The organism is Actinacidiphila sp. bgisy144 (genome assembly GCF_057708105.1).
In genome coordinates this window covers 256,914-275,848 of record NZ_JBYIRM010000004.1, presented here as the reverse complement: position 1 = coordinate 275,848, position 18,935 = coordinate 256,914, and the positions used below count along the sequence as shown (strand labels likewise).

Here is an 18,935-nt window from a genome sequence, read left to right as displayed (position 1 = left end):
CGCGTGATGCCCGCCCTCCGTTCCGACGGCCAAGCGCCCCTCTATCTCATGCGGGTAGCCGATGCCCTGGCCAGCACCACGGCGACGTACGCCATCCCGCTGCTGGTGCTGATCACCACCGGCTCCACCGCCCTGACCGGCATCGCCTTCCTGCTGGAGTGGACCCCGCGCCTGGCAGCCTTCACCTTCGCCGGAACCATGACCGACCGCTTCGGCGCCGCTCACGTCTTCCGCGCCACGAACGTCGTCCGCGCCACCGTGGTCGCCCTGGCCGCCGGGCTGTTGACGGCCCTGCCCAGCACGGGGACCGCGACAACCGCCGTTGTCCTGGCGTTCGGTTCGGTGTCCGGGCTGCTGGCGGAGGTCTCCTTCGTCGCGGTGGAGACCCTCGCCGCCGAAGCCGCCCGCGACTTGGGCGACCAGGCGCACCGTCTGCAGGCGGCGCAGACCGGCATCGACCAGGGCGCCGTTCTCGTCGGGCCGCTGCTGGGCGGTGTGCTGCTGCTGGCCGGGCCCGGCGTCCTGCTGGCCGTGGTCGCGCTGCTGGCGATGACCGCAGCGGTCGCCACCCCCATCGCCGCCGCTGTCGCGGCGGGCCACCGCCGTGCGCCGAGCAGTCTGCTGACCGGGTGGCGGACCTTGCGCCGAACTCCGGCTCTGGCCTGGCTGATCGGCGGGCTGGCCGCGTCCAACCTGGCCAGCGGGGTGCTGCAGGCCGCCGCCCCGATCACCGTCATCCACCGCTTCCACCACTCGACCGCCTCCGTGGGCGCGGTGTGGAGCGCGGCGGCCGTCGCCTCCCTGCTCACCGTGATCGCCGCCCGGCGGGCCATCGACCGCTGGTCGGTGTGGCCGGTCGGCGCTGTGGCCGCCGCTGTGTCCACCGTCGCCTGCCTCGGTGTCGCCCTGGCCCCCGGCTTCGCCGCTTACGCTGCCGCCGTCGCGGTTCTGATGGCGGCGGAAGGCGCGCTGACCGTGGTTCTGCGCACGCTGCGGGCCCGCCTCATCCCGGCTACGGCGTTCGGCTCGACCCTGGCCGTGACGATCATCGTGGTGCTGCTGCCGCTGCCGGTGGCCGGAGCCCTGGTCGCGGCCGTGCCCGCCACTAGCCTTCCGCACCTGCTGCTGGTCTGCGCCGTCCTGCAGGGAGTGGTTCTCGCCGCCTGCTTCCACGGCCTGCGCCGCCACCGCGCCGACTGCGAACCCCGGCCCGAGCGGGTTCTCGCGGCCCACCGCAGCGAGTCGGTCCAGCCGGTGGACGCGCCATGACCACCGTCGTTCCGACTCCGACGCCTCTTCCGCTCTGTCTTCTTCCCGTCCGTACCCCGCCCCATGGAGGGTTTCCCATGTCCCGATCCACCAGCCCGCTGCTCATCGTCGTCGGCGGAACCGACCCCGTGTACCGGGGCTACTGCACCGAGCAGGTCGCCGCCGCGTACCCGATCGCGCTGATCGACACCAAGCCGCCGAGCTGGCAGCAGCACCTGGTCGTCGACCACGAGGTCGCCGACACCCACGATCCGGCCGCCGTCGTCGCCGCCGGCCTCGCCCTAGCCCAGCGCCACGCCATCGCCGGGGTCGTCACCTGGGACGAATACTGCCTCGTCCCGACCGCGCAGCTCGTCGCCCGCCTCGGCCTGCCCGGCAACAGCGTCGAATCGATGAACGCCGGCCGCAACAAGTCCGCCAGCCGCGCGAAGTTCGCCGAGCACCACGTGCCCTCCGCGACGTCCACCCGCGTCGACACGCTGGAAGAGGCGACGACGGCGGCGTCCCGTACCGGTTTCCCGGTCGTCCTCAAGCCCGCGTCGCACGCGGCCAGCATCGGCGTCATCCGCGTCGACACCCCCGAAGAGCTGCCCGCCGCTTGGGAGTTCGCCGCCGCCGGCGCAGGCGAGCAGGGCCCGGAAGGCCAGGGCGTGCTGGTCGAGGAGTACCTCGTCGGACCGGAGATCAGCGTCGAATGCGTGACCATCGGCGGCACGACGACCGCGGTCGCGGTGACGCGCAAGGAGGTCGGCTTCGCCCCGTACTTCGAGGAGACCGGCCACACCGTCACCGCCGGCGACCCGCTCCTGCCGCACGTCGCCCCCACAGCCGCCCAGGCCGTGCGGGCGTTGGGAATCACCGACGGCGTCCAGCACGTCGAGATGCGCCTGACCGCCGCCGGCCCCCGCATCATCGAGGTCAACTCCCGCATCGGCGGCGACCTCATCGGCGAACTCGTGAGCCTGGCCACCGGCCTCGACCTGCCCCGCATCGCCGCCGACATCGCCTGCGGAAACGATCCCTCGCTGACACCCAGCGCCCACCAGACGGCCGCGATCAAGATCCTCTATCCCCCGGCCGACGGCATCCTCACCGCCCGTCGCCTGGCAGCCGAACCCGGCCGGCAGTTCCCGTGGCTGCACCAGGTGGCCTGGCTGCACGACGTCGGCGACCGCGTCGCCCTGCCGCCGAAGGGCAACGCCAACGGGCGGATCGGGTTCCTCATCGTCACCGCCGACAGCCCCGCCACCGCCCGCGAGCGGCTGGCTGTTCTCGTCGAGGGCCTGACCCTGGCGGTCGCCCCGTGACCGCGACACGCGAGTCGGCCGGACCTGGTGGCAGAGCCGATCCCCACGTCCACGTCACGTTCAGCCCGGCGGGCAGCGCACACCACCGTGTGCTCCCCGCCCGGGCGCCACCCATGGAGCACCCGTGTCCGAGTCCTACCCGAGTACCGGCCTCGGTTTCACCGCCGAGGACGTCCAACGCGCCGCTGCCCACGTCTGCGCACAGAGCTTGAGCCGCCTCGACCACCCCTCCGGTACCGGCGACTTCCTTCAGGATCAGGCCATCGCCAGCGCCCGCGCAGCCGGCCTGTCGACAACCTGGTCCGTTCTGCAGGCAGAGGACTTCACCGCCGTGACCCGCCGCCTGCACCTGCTCATCCTCGACGCGGCCGACCACACCTCGCTCGCCACCCTCGGCACCGGACCTCGCCGCCCCGGCGGCGCCCCGGAGTCGCTGGATTTCCTCCTGCCGCCGGACGTCGGCCGCTGGGCGACCGGCGGGGACATCCGGCACGCAGCGATCACCCTCGCCCACGACCTCATCGCCGACGACCTGAGCGACGGTCCGATCTTCGGCGGAATCCTCGACGAGCCGATCGCCTCACGGTTCACCCTCGACGGCTCCGCACCGACGTGGGGCCAACTGCCCGCACATCACCTGATCCCCGCACTGTGGATGATCCACCAAGCCGTCGAACAGGCGCACCACGACATCGACGCGGCCGTCGACCAGGCCATCCACAATGCCTCCTTGCAATCCCGTCCGGCCACGACTGCGCCGGCGAACACCCGGGCGGCGTCGGCCCAACCCCCCGCCGGGCCCGCCGCCGCGGCAAAGGACTTCCCAGCCACGCCGAACCGCGCTGACCAGTACGGCACCGACGTCGAGATCTGGTACGAGCACAGGGTCTTCGCCGACGTCCGCACGGGCATATCCCCGACCGCCCACCAGATCCTGTGGGAGCACGGCTTCACCCTCGACCACGCGCGGCCCGGCCCCGACAGCCGTGTCCTGGCCCGCGACGACGACTGGAGCGAGGACAAAGCCTGCGCCACCCGGGCAGCACAGGCACTGACCCGCGCCGGGTTCACCACGAACGTGGACCCGATACTGCTCTCCCGAGACGCCCTGGCCGCCGACCACACTCACCACCTGCGCCGGCAGCAAGCCGCGACGCGCACCTCTCCAACTGCCGGCATCCGCTCACCCGGAGCGGCAGCCCCCTCGCTACCCCTGCCGCCGACCACCTCGACCGCCATCCGTCGCACCCGCTAGGAAACCGCCATGACCAGCAGAAGAACCCACCGCACATCAGCCATCCGTCCGCTCACCTCTCACACCCGGACCCTGTCATGCCCTCTCCACGTACCAGCGCACCCTCGACCACCACCGGCACCGACGCCCTCCTCTACCTGCTCTTCGGCGCCCTGGCTGCCGCCCTCGCCTTCGGCTCCCTGGCCTGGCTCACCGGCAACCTCACCAACACCGTCGTCGGCAGCGGACCTTGGGCACCGTTCCGAGCAACCGACGCCCTCCTGCACCCCGATGTGCTGTGGCCGCACCTGAGCACCACCGCCGTGCTGATCGGCGCCCGGATCATCCCCGGCCTGCTCACCCTCGTCCTCGCCGTGACCGGCTGCGTCCTGTACCTGCGGATACGCGGCGGCGCGAGGACCGGCCTTGCGCGCAAGGCGGAACTCGCCCCGCTGCTGGACAAGGAGATCACCGCGAAGGCGCAGGCCCTGCGGCCGAGTCTGGCCGACCGGGAGCGTAAAAGAGGTCTCCCCCGCTGACCGCGGCATCCTCCTCGGCACCCTCTCCCCCGGGCGGACGGAGGTGCGCGCGTCCTGGGAGGACGTGCTCGTCGCGATCATGGCCCCGCGTTCCGGGAAGACGTCCGGGCTGGCCATCCCCGCGATCCTCGCCGCCCCCGGGCCGGTCCTGCTCACCTCCAACAAGGCGGCGAACGACGCCTTCACCACCACGGTGGACGCCCGCGCCGCGGTGGGCACGGTGTGGACGCTGGACCCCCAGCAGATCGCCCACCACCCCCGCCAGATGTGGTGGGACATCCTCGCCGACGCCCGCGACCTCGCCGGGGCCAAGCGCCTGGCCGGGCACTTCGTCGCCGCATCGGTCGACGAGTCGAACGGCTCGGACTTCTGGTCCACCGCCGCATCCAACACGCTGGGTGCCCTGTTCCTGGCAGCCGCCTCGCACCGGCGGCCGATCACCGACGTCCTGGCGTGGCTCGCCTCACCGGCCGACCGCACCCCGGTCGATCTACTCACCGACGCCCGCCACGACGCGGTCGCCGCGCAACTCCAGGGCACCGTCTCCGGCGCCACCGAAACCCGCGACGGCATCTACGAAACCGCCCGCCAGTACGCCAGCTGCCTGCTCGACCCCGACATCGCCGCCTGGGTCACCCCCGCCAAGGGTTTGCCGCAGTTCAAGCCGCACGCGTTCGCCACCTCCCGCGACACCCTGTACCTGCTCAGCAAGGACGGCGGCGGCTCCGCCTCAGCGATCATCGCCGCTGCCGCCGACGCCGTGATGCGCGCGGCCGTCGTCGTCGCCGAACGCTCCGGCGGACGGCTCGACCCGCCCGCCCTGTGCGTCCTGGACGAGGCCGCCAACGTCTGCCGGATCTCGGATCTCCCGGACCTGTACTCGCACCTGGGCAGCCGGGGCGTCATCCCGATGACCATCCTGCAGTCCTACCGGCAGGGCCAGAAGTGCTGGGGCGAACAGGGGATGGACGCCCTGTGGTCCGCCGCCACCGTCAAGATCATCGGATCGGGCATCGATGACGCGGACTTCGCGGACAAGTTGAGCCGGATGATCGGCGATCACGACGTGCAGACCACCTCGGTCTCCACCAGCGACTCCGGCAAGTCCACCTCCGTCAGTATGCGCGCCGAGCGGATCCTGCCCGCCGACGCGATCCGCGCCCTGCCCAAGGGCAAGGCACTGCTGTTCGCCACCGGTATCCGGGCCGCGATGCTCAACCTCAAGCCCTGGTACAAGGAGCCTGCCGCCAAGACGATCGGCCCCGCGTCGGCCGCCGCCACGAAGGCGATCACCGAACGGGCGCTTGCCAAGGCCACGTTGGGCCGTGACGACTTCGACACCACCGCATGACCACCCCCTTTCCTGCCTGCTGGAGCACCCATGTCCTTCTCCGCTACCTCCTCCCTCACCCGGCCCTTCGGTGATCTGCCGGTTGCGCGGCACGGCGGGCGCTGGCTGCTGACCGCCGGCGCCGGAGCCGTTCCCGCCGACCGGGCGCTCGCCGTCGAGCTGGACCGCTACGCCGTAGCAATGGCCGCTGCCGACCGGGCCGTCGCCGCCCCGCCCCCGCAGCCCGGGGGGCGGCGGTGAGGCCCCTGCTGCAGGCCGAGCAGGCCGTCCTCGGTGCGGTCCTGCTCGACCCCGACCAGCTCGACCACCTCGGCTGGCTGGAACCAGAGCACTTCCACCGGCCGGCCCACCAGGCACTGTTCGCCGCCCTGCGCCACCTGCGCTCCCAGGGCCAGCCGGTCCTGGCCGCCGACGGCACGGTGCCGCTGGCGTGGGTGAACGACGCCGTCACGGAGGCCGGCAAGCACCTGCCCGGCGTGACCTCGGTGTACGCGCACGTGCTGGTGTCGGCCTGCCCCCGCCCCGCACACGCCCCCGTCTACGGGCGGATGGTCCTGGAAGGCGCCATCCACCGCACGGTCACCGAACACGCCGTACGCCTGCACCAGACCGCCCGCGACGACGCGATCCGCGGCGAGGTCGACACCACCCTGCACCACGCGGACGTACTGGCCGCCGTACTGGAAGACCTCGCCCGGCGCTGGGGAACCGAACCCCGGCCCGCCGCCCCTCCACCGGCGCTCGCTCACGCGAGGCCGGCCCCCACCGAGGCCCCGGAGGTCGCGGACAACGAACGGCTCCTACTGGCCACGCTCACCGAGCAGCCGTCCGGCATGGACGAGGTCGTCGACTGGCTGCGACCCGGCGACTTCGCCGACCGCGCGCACGGCGAGCTGTACAGGTGCCTGGGCGCGCTCCACCACCGCGGCGAACCCGTCGACCAGGTCACGCTGCTGTGGGAGGCGCAGCGGCGCGGCCTGCTCGCCGACGGCACCGTCACCGGCGAGGAGATCACCGCCATCTGCCAGGGCATCGGCCCCGGCAGTGCGCAGTGGCTCGGCGAGGAGGTCGTCCGCTCGGCGCTATTGCGGACCGCCGCCGCCTCCGCCCAGACGCTCCGCGACCTCGCCTCGACCGATGCCCTGGCCCCGGGCCCGTTGATCAACCACGCCCTGGCCGCTCTCGTCGTCCTGGACGACATCCGCCAGCGCTGGACCACCGCCACCGGGTCGCTGTCACCGACCCCGGCTCGCGATGAGCCCCCCGCCGCCGGCCCGCCGCCCGCGCAAGTCCGTGCCGCCCGCGCCCGCAGCACCCCACCCGCCCCCACACCCGGGGCACCCGCCAAACCCCCTGCCGTGCCGCCGGTACGGCCGCCTTCCCGGAGCCACGCATGAATCAGCCGCACCAGCCGGACACCGAACTCCACGCGCTCGCAGCGGAGTTCGATGCCGCACTGCGCTCCCTCAGCACACCGGGCCCCGCCCCGCAGCACCTGTCCGAAGCCCTCACCACCGTCGTCGGCCTCACAGCCCGCCTCGGCCCCAAAATCCACGACGCCCACGCTGCGCTGACCACCTGTGCCCCCGCCGACCGGTCCTTCCACGCGGCCACCGCGGACCAGCTGTGCCACGCCGTCGCCGCAGCCGGCCGGGCGGTCAACGAGCTGGTCAAAGCCCAAAGCGCCCACCTGTTCATCGACCACTTCCCCGACCTGTACGGCAACGCCGACGTGAACATCGCCTTCGCCCGCACCCGCATCGCCACCGCGCTCACCACCGCCCGCGACAACCTGAGCGAAGCCCACAGCTATCTGCGAGACCTGACAGCCACCAACCCGGCCTCACCACTCCTGCACGCCGCCCGCGCCCGCAGCCCCCGGGCCACCACCGGCGCCAGCCTCTCCGCCACATCCGCCGCCAGTTCCAGCACGCACGTACCACCGAACCCGTCGCGCCGGCGCTGACGCTGACGCTGACGCACCGGCCATCCGCCAGACAGTCCCGGCCGTACACCCACCACCCAGCCCAACACGCCCCGCACCACCAACTTCCCGAGGAACGTGCCATGTCCAGCATCACCGAGGCTCTGGCCCTGTACGACACGGCCAATCAGGTCGACCGGCTCAACTTCCAACTGCGCGCCCTGAACCGCGGTCCCGCCATCCCGTCACTGAGCGAGGTGTCCTCCTATGTCCATACCCTGGCCGAGATCACCCTTTCGGTCAGCGAGCAGGTCAAACACCGAAGCGCGCAGATTCGCAGAATCTCGTTTCCGCAAAAGGAGAAACTCGCGCGTGGGCCTGTTTTCCCGGCGGTATCGCGAACGGGTACGTAACTGATTCCGCTCCGCGGATTTAAGCCTGAGTGGGAGCACACGTACGAGCGGGCGGAAATCAGCCAACCAGGATCAAGCCTCAGTCGGCGTGGGGGGTCGAGGCTGTCCTCGCTTCACTTGGCGCCGGCCGGTGTGTCATGGAGGTGACACCGCCGACGAGCATGTCGAGGTTGAAGGCGTAGTACTCATCAGGGCTCACGCAATCGGCCAGTGCGTCCGCACACCAGACCACCGTTGGGTACCGACGGGGGACAAGGCTGTGAGCGACGCTCTCTTTGCTCGAACGGCATCTTCGCGCGCCACTTCGTCACTCGGATGCTCGCGTCCAGGCTCCGCGGTGACCAGGGCAATGACGGCACTGAGCAGATACCCGCCCACTTCTGCAGTGCGGTCCCCTGGCAGGTTGCCGAGCCGCAGCGAAAGGGTGCGTTCGGTAAGGGCGAGGCCCGCCGGGGACGCGAGGACCCGCGGCGACCAGCAGAGGGGCGACGGCGGGTTGGGGGCGCAGGGAGGCCAGGAACGCCGCCAGGACCGCGCTCAGTTGTTGAGCCCACGGCGAGGAGTCCTCGGGCGGGGGGGAGTTCCACGTTCGCGAACAGGCGCTCCGCCATGCCGTCGAGTAGCTGGTCCTTCTCCTTGAAATGCCAGTACAGGGCGGTTGGGGTGACATTGTGCTGCTTAGCCAGCCTGCGGATGGTCACCGCCTCCAGCCCCTCGACGTCGGCGATTGCGATTGCACTGTCCGCGATCGCCTCCCGACGCAACCGCTCTTGACCATGACCGTGGGCGCCGCCTCGATCTCCCTCCAGGACGCCGACTCGCTCGGCGGTGACGACAGCATCCTGATGCGTCAGCGCCGGGACCACGCACGGCTCGACGCGATGATCAGCCGCTGCCAGTCCGAGGACCTCCCGGCCGACGAGCTGGACGCGCTCTGGCTCGACATCGTGCAGCTGGTGTTCAGCCACGCCTTCGCCGAGGAGACCGTGCTGTGGCCGCTGCTGCGTCGCGTGGCACCGGCCGGGGAGGCGCTCACGCGTCAGGTCGAGGAGGAGCACCAGGAGATCAACGAGCTGATCGCAAGGATCGAGCGGTCCCTGGACGACCCCTGGCGCGCGGAGTAGCTCCAGCAGGAGTTCGCCCTCGCCCGGCAGGACATCCGCGACGAGGAGGATGAGCTGCTGCCGCATCTGCGCGTGGGCACCGGCACGGCCGAGCTGCGCGCCGAGGGTTACCGTACGGCGCTGCGGCGTGCCGGGATCACCCCGTGCCCCGCGTGGGAGCGTCCGGTGAGGGCGTTGCACCGGGGCGACGGCGCCCGGGCGATGTTCGAACTTCTCGACTCCGGCGACGCGCCCGACGCGGTGTTCGCGTTCAGCGACGAACTGGCGCTGGGCGCGCTGCACACGGCGTACGTCCGGGGGCTGCGGGTGCCGGAGGACCTGGCGGTCGTCGGGCTCGACGACATCGAGGACGGCCGGTTCGGCCGGCCGACGCTCACCCCCGTCTCCCCCGACAAGAGGCAGATCGCCGCGCGGGCGCTGCAGTGCCGACGTGTGTCGGCGACCGTTTCGGTGTCCGGGGTGCCCCAGGTGTCGGGCTGCCCGAAGACGACAGTTATGGGCCTGTGTTCTTCGTAACGCGCTGCTGACCTGGCACTTCATGGTTGTTCGTGCGGCTTGCCGAGGGGTGACGGACGGCGACTCGATTCCGGGAGGACTCGACCATGAGAGATCGCGCGGTGGGCCGCGGGGAGCTGCCAGACGCGGCCTGGGACCGGCTGGAGTGTCTGCTGCCGAAGGCCGACGGGCGGGGCCGACCATGGCGTGATCACCGACAGGTGATCAACGGAGTGCTGTGGCGATTGCGGACGGCGCTCCATGGCGCGACCTGCCGGAACGCTACGGACCGTGGCAGACGGTGTACGAGCGGTTCGCGCGCTGGGAAGCGGACGGCACATGGGCTCGTCTGCTGGAAGCAGTCCAGGCGCGTGACGACTCGACCGGAGTGCTGGAGTGGACGGTGTCGGTGGACTCCACCATCAACCGTGCCCACCAGCATGCCGCCGGAGCCCGCAAAAGGGGGTATCGGCACCGGACGAACCGGGAGGTGCATCGCATTCAATGCTTGGCCAGGCGCTCGGCAGGTCACGAGGCGGGTTGACCACGAAGGTGCACCTCGCGGCCGACGGCCGCGGCCTGCCTCTGGCCATCGTCGTGACCCCAGGCAATGTCAACGACTCCACGGTATTCGACACGGTGCTGGAAGCAGTGCGAGTGCCTCGCCTGTCTGCAGGACGGCCCCGCCGCAAGCCAGAGACGGTCATCGCCGACAGGGCGTACTCGTCACGGGCCATACGGGCGGTCATCCCCGAACGATCCGACCAGATCGCCAACCGGCAACGCCGAGGAGCGGCCGGCGGTCGGCCGCCATCCTTCGACCCAGAGCAGTACAAGGCCCGCAACGTGGTCGAACGATGCTTCAGCAGGCTCAAGCAGTTCCGAGCTGTGGCCACCCGCTTCGACAAACTGGCCGCCCGCTACCTAGCGGGGCTCAGGCTCGCTTCGCTCATCCTCTGGCTCCGTGAACCGTGATCAATTATCAGACAGGCCCTAGGCGGGGCTTTGCGCTGACGGAGACCCGTTTCCCTGGCTCGGCCCGCGTGTTCAGGTCGTCGGCTTCATCATCGCCCCGACAGTGAGGGCGGCACGCCGACGGGTGAGCAGGCGAACCGACAGCGCCTGCAGGTGGTTGCGCCGGCCGCTGATGATGCTTGGAGGCGGGTTGCGTCGGTCGAGGGTGTGCAGGGCCTTGTGAACGACTTGCCGGGGCGTTTGGAGCACGGTGTTGCCTGAGGCGTTGGTCGTGCCGATGACGTCGAAGAACTCGGTTTGCGTCGGGCCCGGAGACAGTGCGAGCACCTTGAGACCTGTGCCGGCCGACTCAAACCACAGAGCCTCGGTGAAGTTCAGCACGAATGCCCTGGTCGCGCCGTAGACGGCCAGGAGCGGGTTGGGCTGGTAAGCGGCGTTGCTGGCCACGTTGATGAGGATGCCGTTGCCAGCCTGTCGTAGGCGCTCGATGTATGCCCGGCTGATGCTGACAACGCTGGCCACGTTCACGGTGATCTCGTCGCCGAGCCGGTCAGCGTCTTCCATGTGGAACGCACCGTAGGTTCCGAATCCGGCGTTGTTGATCAGGCTTGTGACGCGCAGACCGAGTCGGTCGGTCTCCTCGAGGAGTATCCGCCCGGCATGCGGCAGGCTGAGATCGGCAGCGATCGCTGTCACCATGACGCCGTGCTCGGTGGAGAGCGTCTCCGCCAGCTTTTCCAGCCGGTCCTTCCGTCGGGCCACCAACACCAGGTCCGAGCCCCGGGCGGCGAGCCGGCGGGCGAACTCCGCTCCCAGGCCCGCACTGGCGCCGGTGATGAGTGTGGTCTGTCCCTGATAGTCGACGGCGGTCATGCTATCCCTCTCATTGCTTGCGGTCCCTCCTTCGTCCACTGCTTCGGTACGGAGGAGGAGATCGTCGACGGCGAACTCACGTGGATCGCCTTGAGTCTCTTGCTGCGTCGGGTGCCCAGCCGGCTGAGGAACTGCCCGTCGCGCGAAGGAGCTACTGCGCCGGCACGACACGTTCCGCTCCGCGTGGTCACATGCCTCTGGCTGTGCAGGCAGGTGAAGTGACAGCCTGCCAGGCCTGTCACCTGCAGGCGGTGTTGCGCGTCAGGCCCCTGGTTCTGTCCGGGATGGACGAGTGGCGGCGTCCCAGGCGATGCCGATGCCCGCGGCGGTCAGCCAGGCGCACTGGGGCCAGATGCTGATGCGCTCCCATACGCCCAGGCCGACGCTCAGGAAGGCGCGGCTGTCGGTGGCCAGGCCCGTGGCGATGATGCCGACGACGGCCGCGATGAAGACCAACACGCTCAGCACGCCCACGATCCTGTGGCCTCGACGCAGAAGGCGCACGCCGATGACGGCCATGCCTGCACCGCCGACGATCGTCTGAAGCAGGGCTCCGAGGGCGTGGACCGCGAACACGGTGTCCTCGGGGCGGACCCCGACGAGGATCGTCCCGATGCCGCCGAGCGCAAGGAGCATGTAGCCGGTGCGGTGGCTGCGTTCCGCGATCAGCAGCGCCCCCACGGCCCACGCGGCGCCCCACAGGATGAGGGACACGTTCATCGCCGAGTGCGCCGGGGAGCAGACATACAGGCCAGTATCGGACGGGAAGCGACCGCAGTGCAGTGCTCCCAGGTCGCTGATGAAGTTCCTGGTGAGCGAGTAGTGGGTGCGCCATCCGGCGGCGACGGCCGCCTGCACCAGGAACCACTGGAACGACGAAAACAGCAACAGCGCACCCACGACCCTGCGTCCGTTTCGCAGCCGGTCGGCCTTCGATTGGTCGGAGGCGAGTCGGCTGTTGTCGTGGGAACTTTGGGCGGGCGTTCCTTCTTCGCTGCTCATGCGGTTCCTTGCTGCGGTGCATCAGGTGGGCGGTCTTGTCAGACCTTCGGTGTTGTGCGGTCGGGCCAGAGGGCCGCCGTCTGTCGTGCACTGCGGCGCAGACTCACGCCGAGGAGTGATCGGCGGGTGCGGTGCCCTGGAGGGCCCGTTTCCGCTTGGCACCTTGGACACGCGGCGGAGAAGCTTGCATCGACCGGTTTGGCGAGCCGCTATTTTCACCACGCCAGCCGCGGCTGAATATACGGCTCGACCGATGCTCGTTCGAGGTCCGCTTCGGCGTGGCGGCGCCGTTGCCGCATTTCGCTGCGCAGAGCGAGCTTGGCTGCCAGCTTGCGTGCTTCCAGCTCGTTGCGTGCCGTCACGATGAGGTACTGGGCGCCGTGAATTTCACGCTCCTGCTCGAGGCGCTTGGTGGGGATGGTGACCATCCATTCGCTGTTCATCGTTCTTGGTATTCCTTCCTCGGCGACTCCTGCGCTGACGTTCCGGGTCTGGGCCCAGCTGGGCGGACGGATCAGGCGTGACCGGTCAGCTGCCGACTGCTGCCCGTGATGAAGTGGGCGAGACTCGTCGGGGGCCTTCCGGCGAGGCGTGTGACGTCGTCGCGGACGGCGGCCTGCGGCTTCGCGCGCAGGCTCACGGCTTGGGCGGCCAGATGGGCGGCACCCCGCGGGTTCGCCCGGCCCTGGGCCTCGGCTTCGGCGATCATCTCGTCGCGCCACTGGTCCGCTGTGATCTCTTGGTAGATCACCCGATGTCCGGTGACTTCGGTGATGGTGTCGGCGATCTGTCCGTAGGTCATCCGGAAGGTCGGGCCGGCAATGGACGTTCGGTCGTCGACGAGCATCCGGTCGGCGAGTAGCGCAGCCGCCATGGCCCCGACGTCCGCTCCCGCGATCCACCCCACCGGAAAATCGCCGAACGCGTTCCTGATGACGCTGTTCTCGCGGATCTGCCGGCCGTGCACCTGCAGCAGGTTCTCCAGGAAGAAGGCCTCGATCCGAAGGTGGACACCCTCGATGCCGGCCCACTCGAAGGCCTTCTCCGCGACCCACTGCGCCCTGCCCTGTGGGCTGAGGCTGCGTGGGTCCGACGCCGCAAGGGAGAGGTCGACCAGCCACGGCAGCCCCATCTCGCGCGCCGCCGCCGCGAACAAGCCCGCGGCCTCGGCGATGCCCGGGCCCACCGGGTAGCAGAAGTACGCAGCCCGCACTCCGTCGAGCGCGCCGAGCAGGCTGTCGTAGTCGGCAAAGTCGCCGACTGCCACGTGCGCACCGAGAGCGGCCAGCCGCTCGGCCCGCTCGTCCTGCGCCCGCACCAGTGCCCTTACGCGAACGCTCCGAGCGAGGAGATCGTTCACGACGTGGCCGCCCGTGCCGCCGTGCCGTCCGGTCGCCCCGGTCACCAGGATCGGCCTTGCATCGTCCGAGCGGTCGCCTTCGGTCGACATGCCCATGATCGGCCCTTCCGTACCCGCATCCTGAAATCTGGATTATGCTATATTACATACGTCAGAGTGTGGGAGGCGAATGCGATGAGGGTGAAAGCGAAACCGTCGACTCGGGAGCTGATGCTTGACAGTACGATCGGGCTGCTCCAGCGGCAGAGCGCCGCAGCGGTGACCCTCGATGCGGTCCTGGCCGACAGTGGAGCTCCGCGTGGTTCCGTGTACTACCACTTCCCCGGCGGCCGCAACGAGCTGATCAGAGCGGCCGTGAAAGTGGCCGGAGAGCGTATGCGGGAGAGGATGGAACGCGCGAGTGACGGTGCCGGCCCGCAAGAGGCGCTGGCGGCGTTCGCCGACTCCTGGAAGACCAGGCTTGTGACGTCCGATTTCCGCGCGGGCTGCCCGATCATCGCTGCCGCCGTGGACGATGAGCATCTTGTCCCCGAAGCGAAGGAGGCTGTCAGGGACGTCTTCGCGCGCTGGCACGATCTCCTCGCGGCAGCATTCACGCGTGCGGGGCGCTCAGCCGAGCAGGCGGCATCGCTGGCCACGCTCGGAATCTCTGCGGTCGAGGGCGCCGTGCTTCTGTGTCGTCTTCAAGGCAGCCTCCAGCCGCTCGACGACGTGGTTGCGGAACTCGCCCCCCTGCTTGCTTGAGACGAACCCCAGGAGTCAGCCAAGGAGAGCGGCGGGAGGAACGCTGCGTCTTCAGGCGTCGTCCGAAAGGTCAGGGCCGGTGGGCTCTTGGTGCCGGTTCCTTCTGCAGGCGATCGCTTTGCGTCGGCAGGACGGCCGTGGAGGGCGACCGGGCGTTCGTCGCGCCGCGGCGGACGCTCGCGTTTCAGGTGGCAGGAAGGCATGCTGCCTGGTTCCTTGGAGGGAGCCAGGCAGCTTCGGCAATCGTGAAGATCCTCGTCGGGAGTGACCATGATGCGTGTACTCGTCGTTGGCGCCGGAGCGGTCGGAGGCCATTTCGGAACGCTGCTCGCCCGCGCAGGCGTCGATGTGACGTTCCTGGTGCGCGGGGCGCGCGCCGATCGCCTGCGGTCGGACGGCATCACCCTCGTCGCCGCCGACGGAACAAGGACGACGACCTCCGTGTCAACGGTCACCGCGCAGACCTTGCGCGCGCCGTTCGACGTCGTGCTCCTCGCCGTGAAGTCGACCGCCGTCGCGGCGGCCCTGGAAGACGTGGCCCCCGCAGTGGGCCCCGAGACGAGTATCGTGCCGCTGCTCAACGGCATCGGCCACCTCGACGCCATCGGCGACCGCTTCGGTGCCCGGCACCTGCTGGGCGGCGTCTGCCTGGTAGCCACGCAGCTGGACACCGATGGGGCCATCAGGCAGCTCACGCCCGCCGCGAGCATCACCCTCGGGGAACTGTCCGGCCCGGTCACGTCCCGCGTGGAGGCGATCACCGAGGCCTTCGAGCGGGCACCGTTCAAGACAGTTGCCTCGACCACGATCGAGCAGGACATGTGGGAAAAATGGCTGTTCATGGCAGCTGGAGGAGCGGCAACTGTGCTGCTCGGCGGTCACGTCGGCCAGATCAATCCCGTCGAGGACGGCACCGACGTGATCCGGGACGTCATCGCGGAGACGGCCTCGGTACTGGAGGCTGCCGGCCATCCCGCCCGGGGCGACGCGGTCGCCCAGGTCACCTCGACGCTGACGTCTCCCGGCTCGGCGTTCGCCACCTCCCTGTACCGGGACTTCCGCCACAACCACGCCACTGAGGTCGAGCCGATCATCGGTGGGCTGTGCCGGGTCGCGGCCCAGCATGGCTTGTCCGTACCGCTGCTGCGTGCGGCGGCCGTACGGCTGCGTGTCTACGAGGCCGCACTCGCCTGACGCGCCGCCGCGACATACAGCGGCGTCCGACTGGCACCGGCCGGCCTCACCATTCGCGATCGGCATCGACGACCGCACACACCGAAGAGCTGAGGAACCTCAATGAAGCCGGGGCTGCAGTTTCAGTTGGACGGGGATGCTGCGGAGAGGTACGACGCCCACTCCTTGGCTCTGATGGCACCGTTCGTGGCGGCTCTGGCGAGCGAAGTCGGCGAGGGCGACGCGGCCCTCGACCTGGCGTGCGGGACCGGCTACTTGACCTTTGCCGCGGCCGAGCGGGCCGGAGCATCCGGCCGGGTGGTCGGAGTGGACGTCAACCAGGCCATGCTCGATGTCGCCGCACGCCGTCTTGTCCCGCCGACCACGCTGGTGCGCGCGCCCGCCGACGCGATGCCGTTCGCCGACGCGGAGTTCGATGTGGTGGTGTGCCAGCAGGGTCTTCAGTTCTTCCCCGACCTGTGCGCTGCACTGACCGAGATCGGTCGCGTGCTGCGCCCGGGCGGGCGCCTTGCCGCCACGTCGTGGGCGCCGCGCGGTCGGTCTCCCTACCATGAGGCGCAGGGCCAGGCGGCGCGGGCCGCCGATCCTGGACACACCGACGACTCCGCGCCGCCTGCGGCGTTCGCCCTGACCAAGCAGCGGTTTCTCCAGGCGGCGACAGCCGCGGGCCTCGTGCACCTGGCGGCCGAGGAACTCACCGCCGACGTTGTGCTGCCTGCCCTGCCGGCGTTCGCCGCCGCACACCTCACAGCCCTGCCCTTCGGCGCGGAGATCGCGCGCAGGGCCCCCGACACGATCCCGGTGATTGCCCAGGCCATCACCGACAGCCTCAGTGCCTACCAGACTCCCGAAGGATTCAAGGTTCCCTTCGTCTCCCACCTGCTGACGGCCCGCAAGCCGCGCTGAACCCTCACCCCGCTCTGGCAGCGGAGGGGAGGCGGAACACACGCGACGGAACACAAACCCACCTCGACGTGCAGGCGGGAGAACCACGGCGCCCGACTGAGCCAGACCTTCCGATCTGCGCTGGCACCGACCAGCAGCGGCGCCGGGGCACTCCGGTTGCGTGCCCGTTGGATGCCCGTCCGGCCGGCCCGCAACGGCATGCTCTGCAGTCCTGCGGCTGCACAGGAGGCAGGTTTCAGGGCACAGAGCCCACTGGGCCGAGCCGTCAACCGCGCTCTTCTCGAGCACGCTGTCAGATCTGGTCCCGCTGGGTGGGTTCGTGCTGAGCAACTGCCTGTTCGAGAAGCGAACGGAACAGATGCACGTCAGGATTACGGGTACTGCCGGAACGGACGACGGTGCAGATGGTGCGGGTGACCGGCGCGAGCAGGGGATGCAGGCTGACCCCGTCGTGAGATTCGGGGATGGCCAGACGGGGAGCCAGTGCGACGCCGGCGTCCGCGGCGACAAGAGCCATCAGTACCGCGAAGTCGCTGCTGCGGACCCGGATGTCGGGGACGAAGCCCGCCGTCCCGCAGGTCCGCTGGATCATCTCGTAACAGGAAACCTCGGGACTGGGGGTGAGCCACGGGGCGTCAGCGAGTCGGGCCAGGTCCGCCGGCTGCCCGGGGGACAGCCCGAGACTGCGGGCGCGGTCCGGGTGCAGGCACAGCAGCACAGGATCTTCCATGAGAACGTCCTGGCGACTGTTCTGCGGGAAGTTGCGGGGCAGCACCGTATAGCTGTGAGCCACGACCACGTCGGCCTGGTGCTTTTGCAGCGCCTCCAGCGCCTGGTCGGGTTCCTGCTCGTCGAGCCGGAGCGTGAGCCTGGGCGCTGTCTCGCCCACGGGCCGGGCGAGCAACTGGTACACGCGGGGCAAGAGCGTGCGTGCGACAGAAGCGAAGGCAGTCACGCGCAGCACCCCGTGATGCCCGCCCCGCAGGGCGGCCAGATCTGACTCCGCGGCAGCGAGGTCGCCGAGGATCACCTCCGCGTGCGCCACCAGGAGTTCACCGGCAGGGGTCAGGCACAGCCTGCGTCCACGCTTTTCGACCACCGGCACGCCGGCCTCGCGCTCCAGGACAGCCAGTTGCTGCGACACAGCCGGGCCGGTCAGGTGCAGCGCGTCGGCCGTGGCGGCGATCGTCCCGTATGCGGCCAGGTGCTGCAGCATGCGCAGCCGTCGTACATCAAGCATGGAGACCTCTTCAGTGGCGTTGCCGTGTTGCGCGGGCGTCGAGTGCAACCGGCTCACGGCTCGCAGGCTTGATCGCGTTGCCACGGGTGGGGTCGGCCGCGAGTGATCCTGATGCAGGCGCGGCCGGCCCGGGCTTTTTGGCCGTGCGGTGGTTGATCAGGACGACGCCCGCCACGCTGATCGCTCCTCCAGCCAGTTCGAGGGGGAGAGGCTTCTCTCCCAGCCATACGAAGGAGACCACCAAGGCCACAGGCGGTACGAGATACAGGGCCGCGGTGGAGGCTGCCATGGGCAGCCGGGCAACCGCGTACCCCCAGATGACGAATCCGAGCGCGGAAGGAAGCAGGCCCAGGAAAACCGCCGCCCACACGGCGCCTGCCGGGGCGCCAACCGTTGCCTTCGCGGCCTCGGGAGCGAGGGGCAGGGCGAAGACGGTGCCTGCGGCCATCGCATAGGTGGCCACCTCCAGCCCGCTGTAACGCTTCAGCAGCGGCTTGCTGGCGAAGTGGTACACGCCTTGGACGACGGCCGCGGCCAGCACCACAAGCGAGGCCGCGCTGAAGCCGGAGAACCCCTTGGCCAAGGTGACGACCGCGGTGCCCGCGATGGCGATCAGACTCCCGACGACGACGTTCCGGGTCAGGGGCTCGGACAGGAACGCACTGGCCAAAAGCACACTGAAGACAGGTGCGATCGCGATCAGGAGGCTGGCCGTGCCGGCTGCGACGTGCACCTCGCCCCAGTTGAGAAGGACCTGGTAGGCGGTCATACCGGTCAAGCCGCACAACGCGATCAGCGGGAGATCCCGCCGACGGGGCAGGCGCACGCCTGCGAACGGGGACATGGCAAGCAGCGCCATGGCAGCGACCGCGAGCCGCAGGAAGGACAACGCGGCCACGCCGAGTCCGTCCACGCCCACGCGGATGGCAGGGAAGGCGCAGGCCCACAGCACGACAGTGCCGACCAAAGCAAGAAACTGGGGGGA

18 protein-coding genes and 3 pseudogenes are annotated in these 18,935 nt (G+C 70.0%); 14 read left to right on the top strand and 7 right to left on the bottom strand.

Translation table 11 applies throughout. The features are described 5' to 3' along the window. Positions 1 to 48: 48 nt before the first annotated feature. The 8 genes and pseudogenes from AC3EVP_RS07005 (at position 49) to AC3EVP_RS06970 (ending at position 8,037) form a co-directional block, all read left to right on the top strand. On the top strand, positions 49 to 1,269 hold the full coding sequence (locus tag AC3EVP_RS07005) for an MFS transporter (protein ID WP_435127246.1): 1,221 nt from the start codon (positions 49 to 51) through the stop codon (positions 1,267 to 1,269). A gap of 77 nt (positions 1,270 to 1,346) precedes the next feature. After that, positions 1,347 to 2,576 (top strand): ATP-grasp domain-containing protein, encoded by a 1,230-nt coding sequence (locus AC3EVP_RS07000; RefSeq protein WP_435127244.1) that lies wholly within the window; start codon positions 1,347 to 1,349, stop codon positions 2,574 to 2,576. A 124-nt stretch (positions 2,577 to 2,700) separates the two neighbouring features. Further along, on the top strand, positions 2,701 to 3,831 hold the full coding sequence (locus AC3EVP_RS06995) for a hypothetical protein (protein ID WP_435127242.1): 1,131 nt from the start codon (positions 2,701 to 2,703) through the stop codon (positions 3,829 to 3,831). 77 nt (positions 3,832 to 3,908) lie between these two features. Then, a pseudogene (locus AC3EVP_RS06990) lies at positions 3,909 to 5,700 on the top strand (type IV secretory system conjugative DNA transfer family protein). Between the two features lie 30 nt (positions 5,701 to 5,730). Continuing rightward, complete coding sequence (locus AC3EVP_RS06985; RefSeq protein ID WP_435127240.1) at positions 5,731 to 5,940, top strand: hypothetical protein; 210 nt, start codon at positions 5,731 to 5,733, stop codon at positions 5,938 to 5,940. Beyond that, a complete protein-coding gene (locus AC3EVP_RS06980) occupies positions 5,937 to 7,097 on the top strand; it encodes a DnaB-like helicase N-terminal domain-containing protein (protein ID WP_435127238.1) in 1,161 nt (386 codons plus the stop codon). The genes AC3EVP_RS06985 and AC3EVP_RS06980 overlap by 4 nt, the downstream gene beginning before the upstream one ends. Beyond that, positions 7,094 to 7,666 carry a hypothetical protein gene (locus AC3EVP_RS06975; RefSeq protein ID WP_435127236.1) on the top strand — a complete coding sequence of 191 codons (573 nt, stop codon included), beginning with the start codon at positions 7,094 to 7,096 and terminating at the stop codon, positions 7,664 to 7,666. The genes AC3EVP_RS06980 and AC3EVP_RS06975 overlap by 4 nt, the downstream gene beginning before the upstream one ends. 101 nt (positions 7,667 to 7,767) lie before the next feature. Continuing rightward, complete coding sequence (locus AC3EVP_RS06970) at positions 7,768 to 8,037, top strand: hypothetical protein (RefSeq protein ID WP_435127234.1); 270 nt, start codon at positions 7,768 to 7,770, stop codon at positions 8,035 to 8,037. A gap of 188 nt (positions 8,038 to 8,225) precedes the next feature. On the opposite strand, the gene AC3EVP_RS06965 is transcribed toward AC3EVP_RS06970, so the two are convergent. Next, positions 8,226 to 8,903, bottom strand: a complete 678-nt coding sequence (locus tag AC3EVP_RS06965; RefSeq protein WP_435127232.1) for a TetR/AcrR family transcriptional regulator — start codon at positions 8,901 to 8,903, stop codon at positions 8,226 to 8,228. Here AC3EVP_RS06965 and AC3EVP_RS06960 point away from each other — a divergent pair. The 3 genes and pseudogenes from AC3EVP_RS06960 (at position 8,814) to AC3EVP_RS06950 (ending at position 10,631) form a co-directional block, all read left to right on the top strand. Then, positions 8,814 to 9,161, top strand: coding sequence for a hemerythrin domain-containing protein (locus AC3EVP_RS06960; RefSeq protein WP_435127230.1), 348 nt, complete (start codon positions 8,814 to 8,816; stop codon positions 9,159 to 9,161). The genes AC3EVP_RS06965 and AC3EVP_RS06960 overlap by 90 nt on opposite strands. 54 nt (positions 9,162 to 9,215) lie before the next feature. Then, positions 9,216 to 9,587 (top strand): annotated as a pseudogene (locus tag AC3EVP_RS06955) (substrate-binding domain-containing protein); the annotation flags it as partial. A gap of 176 nt (positions 9,588 to 9,763) precedes the next feature. After that, positions 9,764 to 10,631 (top strand): annotated as a pseudogene (locus AC3EVP_RS06950) (IS5 family transposase). 72 nt (positions 10,632 to 10,703) lie between these two features. On the opposite strand, the gene AC3EVP_RS06945 reads toward AC3EVP_RS06950, so the two are convergent. The 4 genes from AC3EVP_RS06945 to AC3EVP_RS06930 form a co-directional block, all read right to left on the bottom strand. Then, positions 10,704 to 11,504, bottom strand: coding sequence for an SDR family NAD(P)-dependent oxidoreductase (locus tag AC3EVP_RS06945; protein ID WP_435127228.1), 801 nt, complete (start codon positions 11,502 to 11,504; stop codon positions 10,704 to 10,706). A 261-nt stretch (positions 11,505 to 11,765) separates the two neighbouring features. Next, the gene (locus tag AC3EVP_RS06940) at positions 11,766 to 12,506 is read right to left on the bottom strand and encodes a DUF998 domain-containing protein (RefSeq protein ID WP_435127226.1); all 741 of its coding nucleotides are present in this window, start codon (positions 12,504 to 12,506) and stop codon (positions 11,766 to 11,768) included. 215 nt (positions 12,507 to 12,721) lie between these two features. Further along, positions 12,722 to 12,949 (bottom strand): hypothetical protein, encoded by a 228-nt coding sequence (locus tag AC3EVP_RS06935; protein ID WP_352177221.1) that lies wholly within the window; start codon positions 12,947 to 12,949, stop codon positions 12,722 to 12,724. A gap of 71 nt (positions 12,950 to 13,020) precedes the next feature. Then, the gene (locus AC3EVP_RS06930; RefSeq protein WP_435127224.1) at positions 13,021 to 13,962 is read right to left on the bottom strand and encodes an NmrA family NAD(P)-binding protein; all 942 of its coding nucleotides are present in this window, start codon (positions 13,960 to 13,962) and stop codon (positions 13,021 to 13,023) included. Between the two features lie 114 nt (positions 13,963 to 14,076). Here AC3EVP_RS06930 and AC3EVP_RS06925 point away from each other — a divergent pair, with 114 nt between their 5' ends. The 3 genes from AC3EVP_RS06925 (at position 14,077) to AC3EVP_RS06915 (ending at position 16,710) form a co-directional block, all read left to right on the top strand. Then, positions 14,077 to 14,610, top strand: coding sequence for a TetR/AcrR family transcriptional regulator (locus tag AC3EVP_RS06925; protein WP_435127222.1), 534 nt, complete (start codon positions 14,077 to 14,079; stop codon positions 14,608 to 14,610). A gap of 270 nt (positions 14,611 to 14,880) precedes the next feature. Next, entirely contained in the window at positions 14,881 to 15,804 is a 924-nt protein-coding gene (locus tag AC3EVP_RS06920) for a ketopantoate reductase family protein (RefSeq protein ID WP_435127219.1), read from the top strand. Between the two features lie 102 nt (positions 15,805 to 15,906). Then, the gene (locus AC3EVP_RS06915) at positions 15,907 to 16,710 is read left to right on the top strand and encodes a methyltransferase domain-containing protein (protein ID WP_435127217.1); all 804 of its coding nucleotides are present in this window, start codon (positions 15,907 to 15,909) and stop codon (positions 16,708 to 16,710) included. 292 nt (positions 16,711 to 17,002) lie between these two features. Here AC3EVP_RS06915 and AC3EVP_RS06910 read toward each other — a convergent pair whose 3' ends face one another. Beyond that, positions 17,003 to 18,007, bottom strand: coding sequence for a LysR family transcriptional regulator (locus AC3EVP_RS06910; RefSeq protein ID WP_435127215.1), 1,005 nt, complete (start codon positions 18,005 to 18,007; stop codon positions 17,003 to 17,005). Then, positions 17,961 to 18,917, bottom strand: coding sequence for a DMT family transporter (locus AC3EVP_RS06905; protein WP_435127213.1), 957 nt, complete (start codon positions 18,915 to 18,917; stop codon positions 17,961 to 17,963). Before AC3EVP_RS06905 ends, AC3EVP_RS06910 begins: the two co-directional genes overlap by 47 nt. Between the last annotated feature and the right edge of the window lie 18 nt (positions 18,918 to 18,935).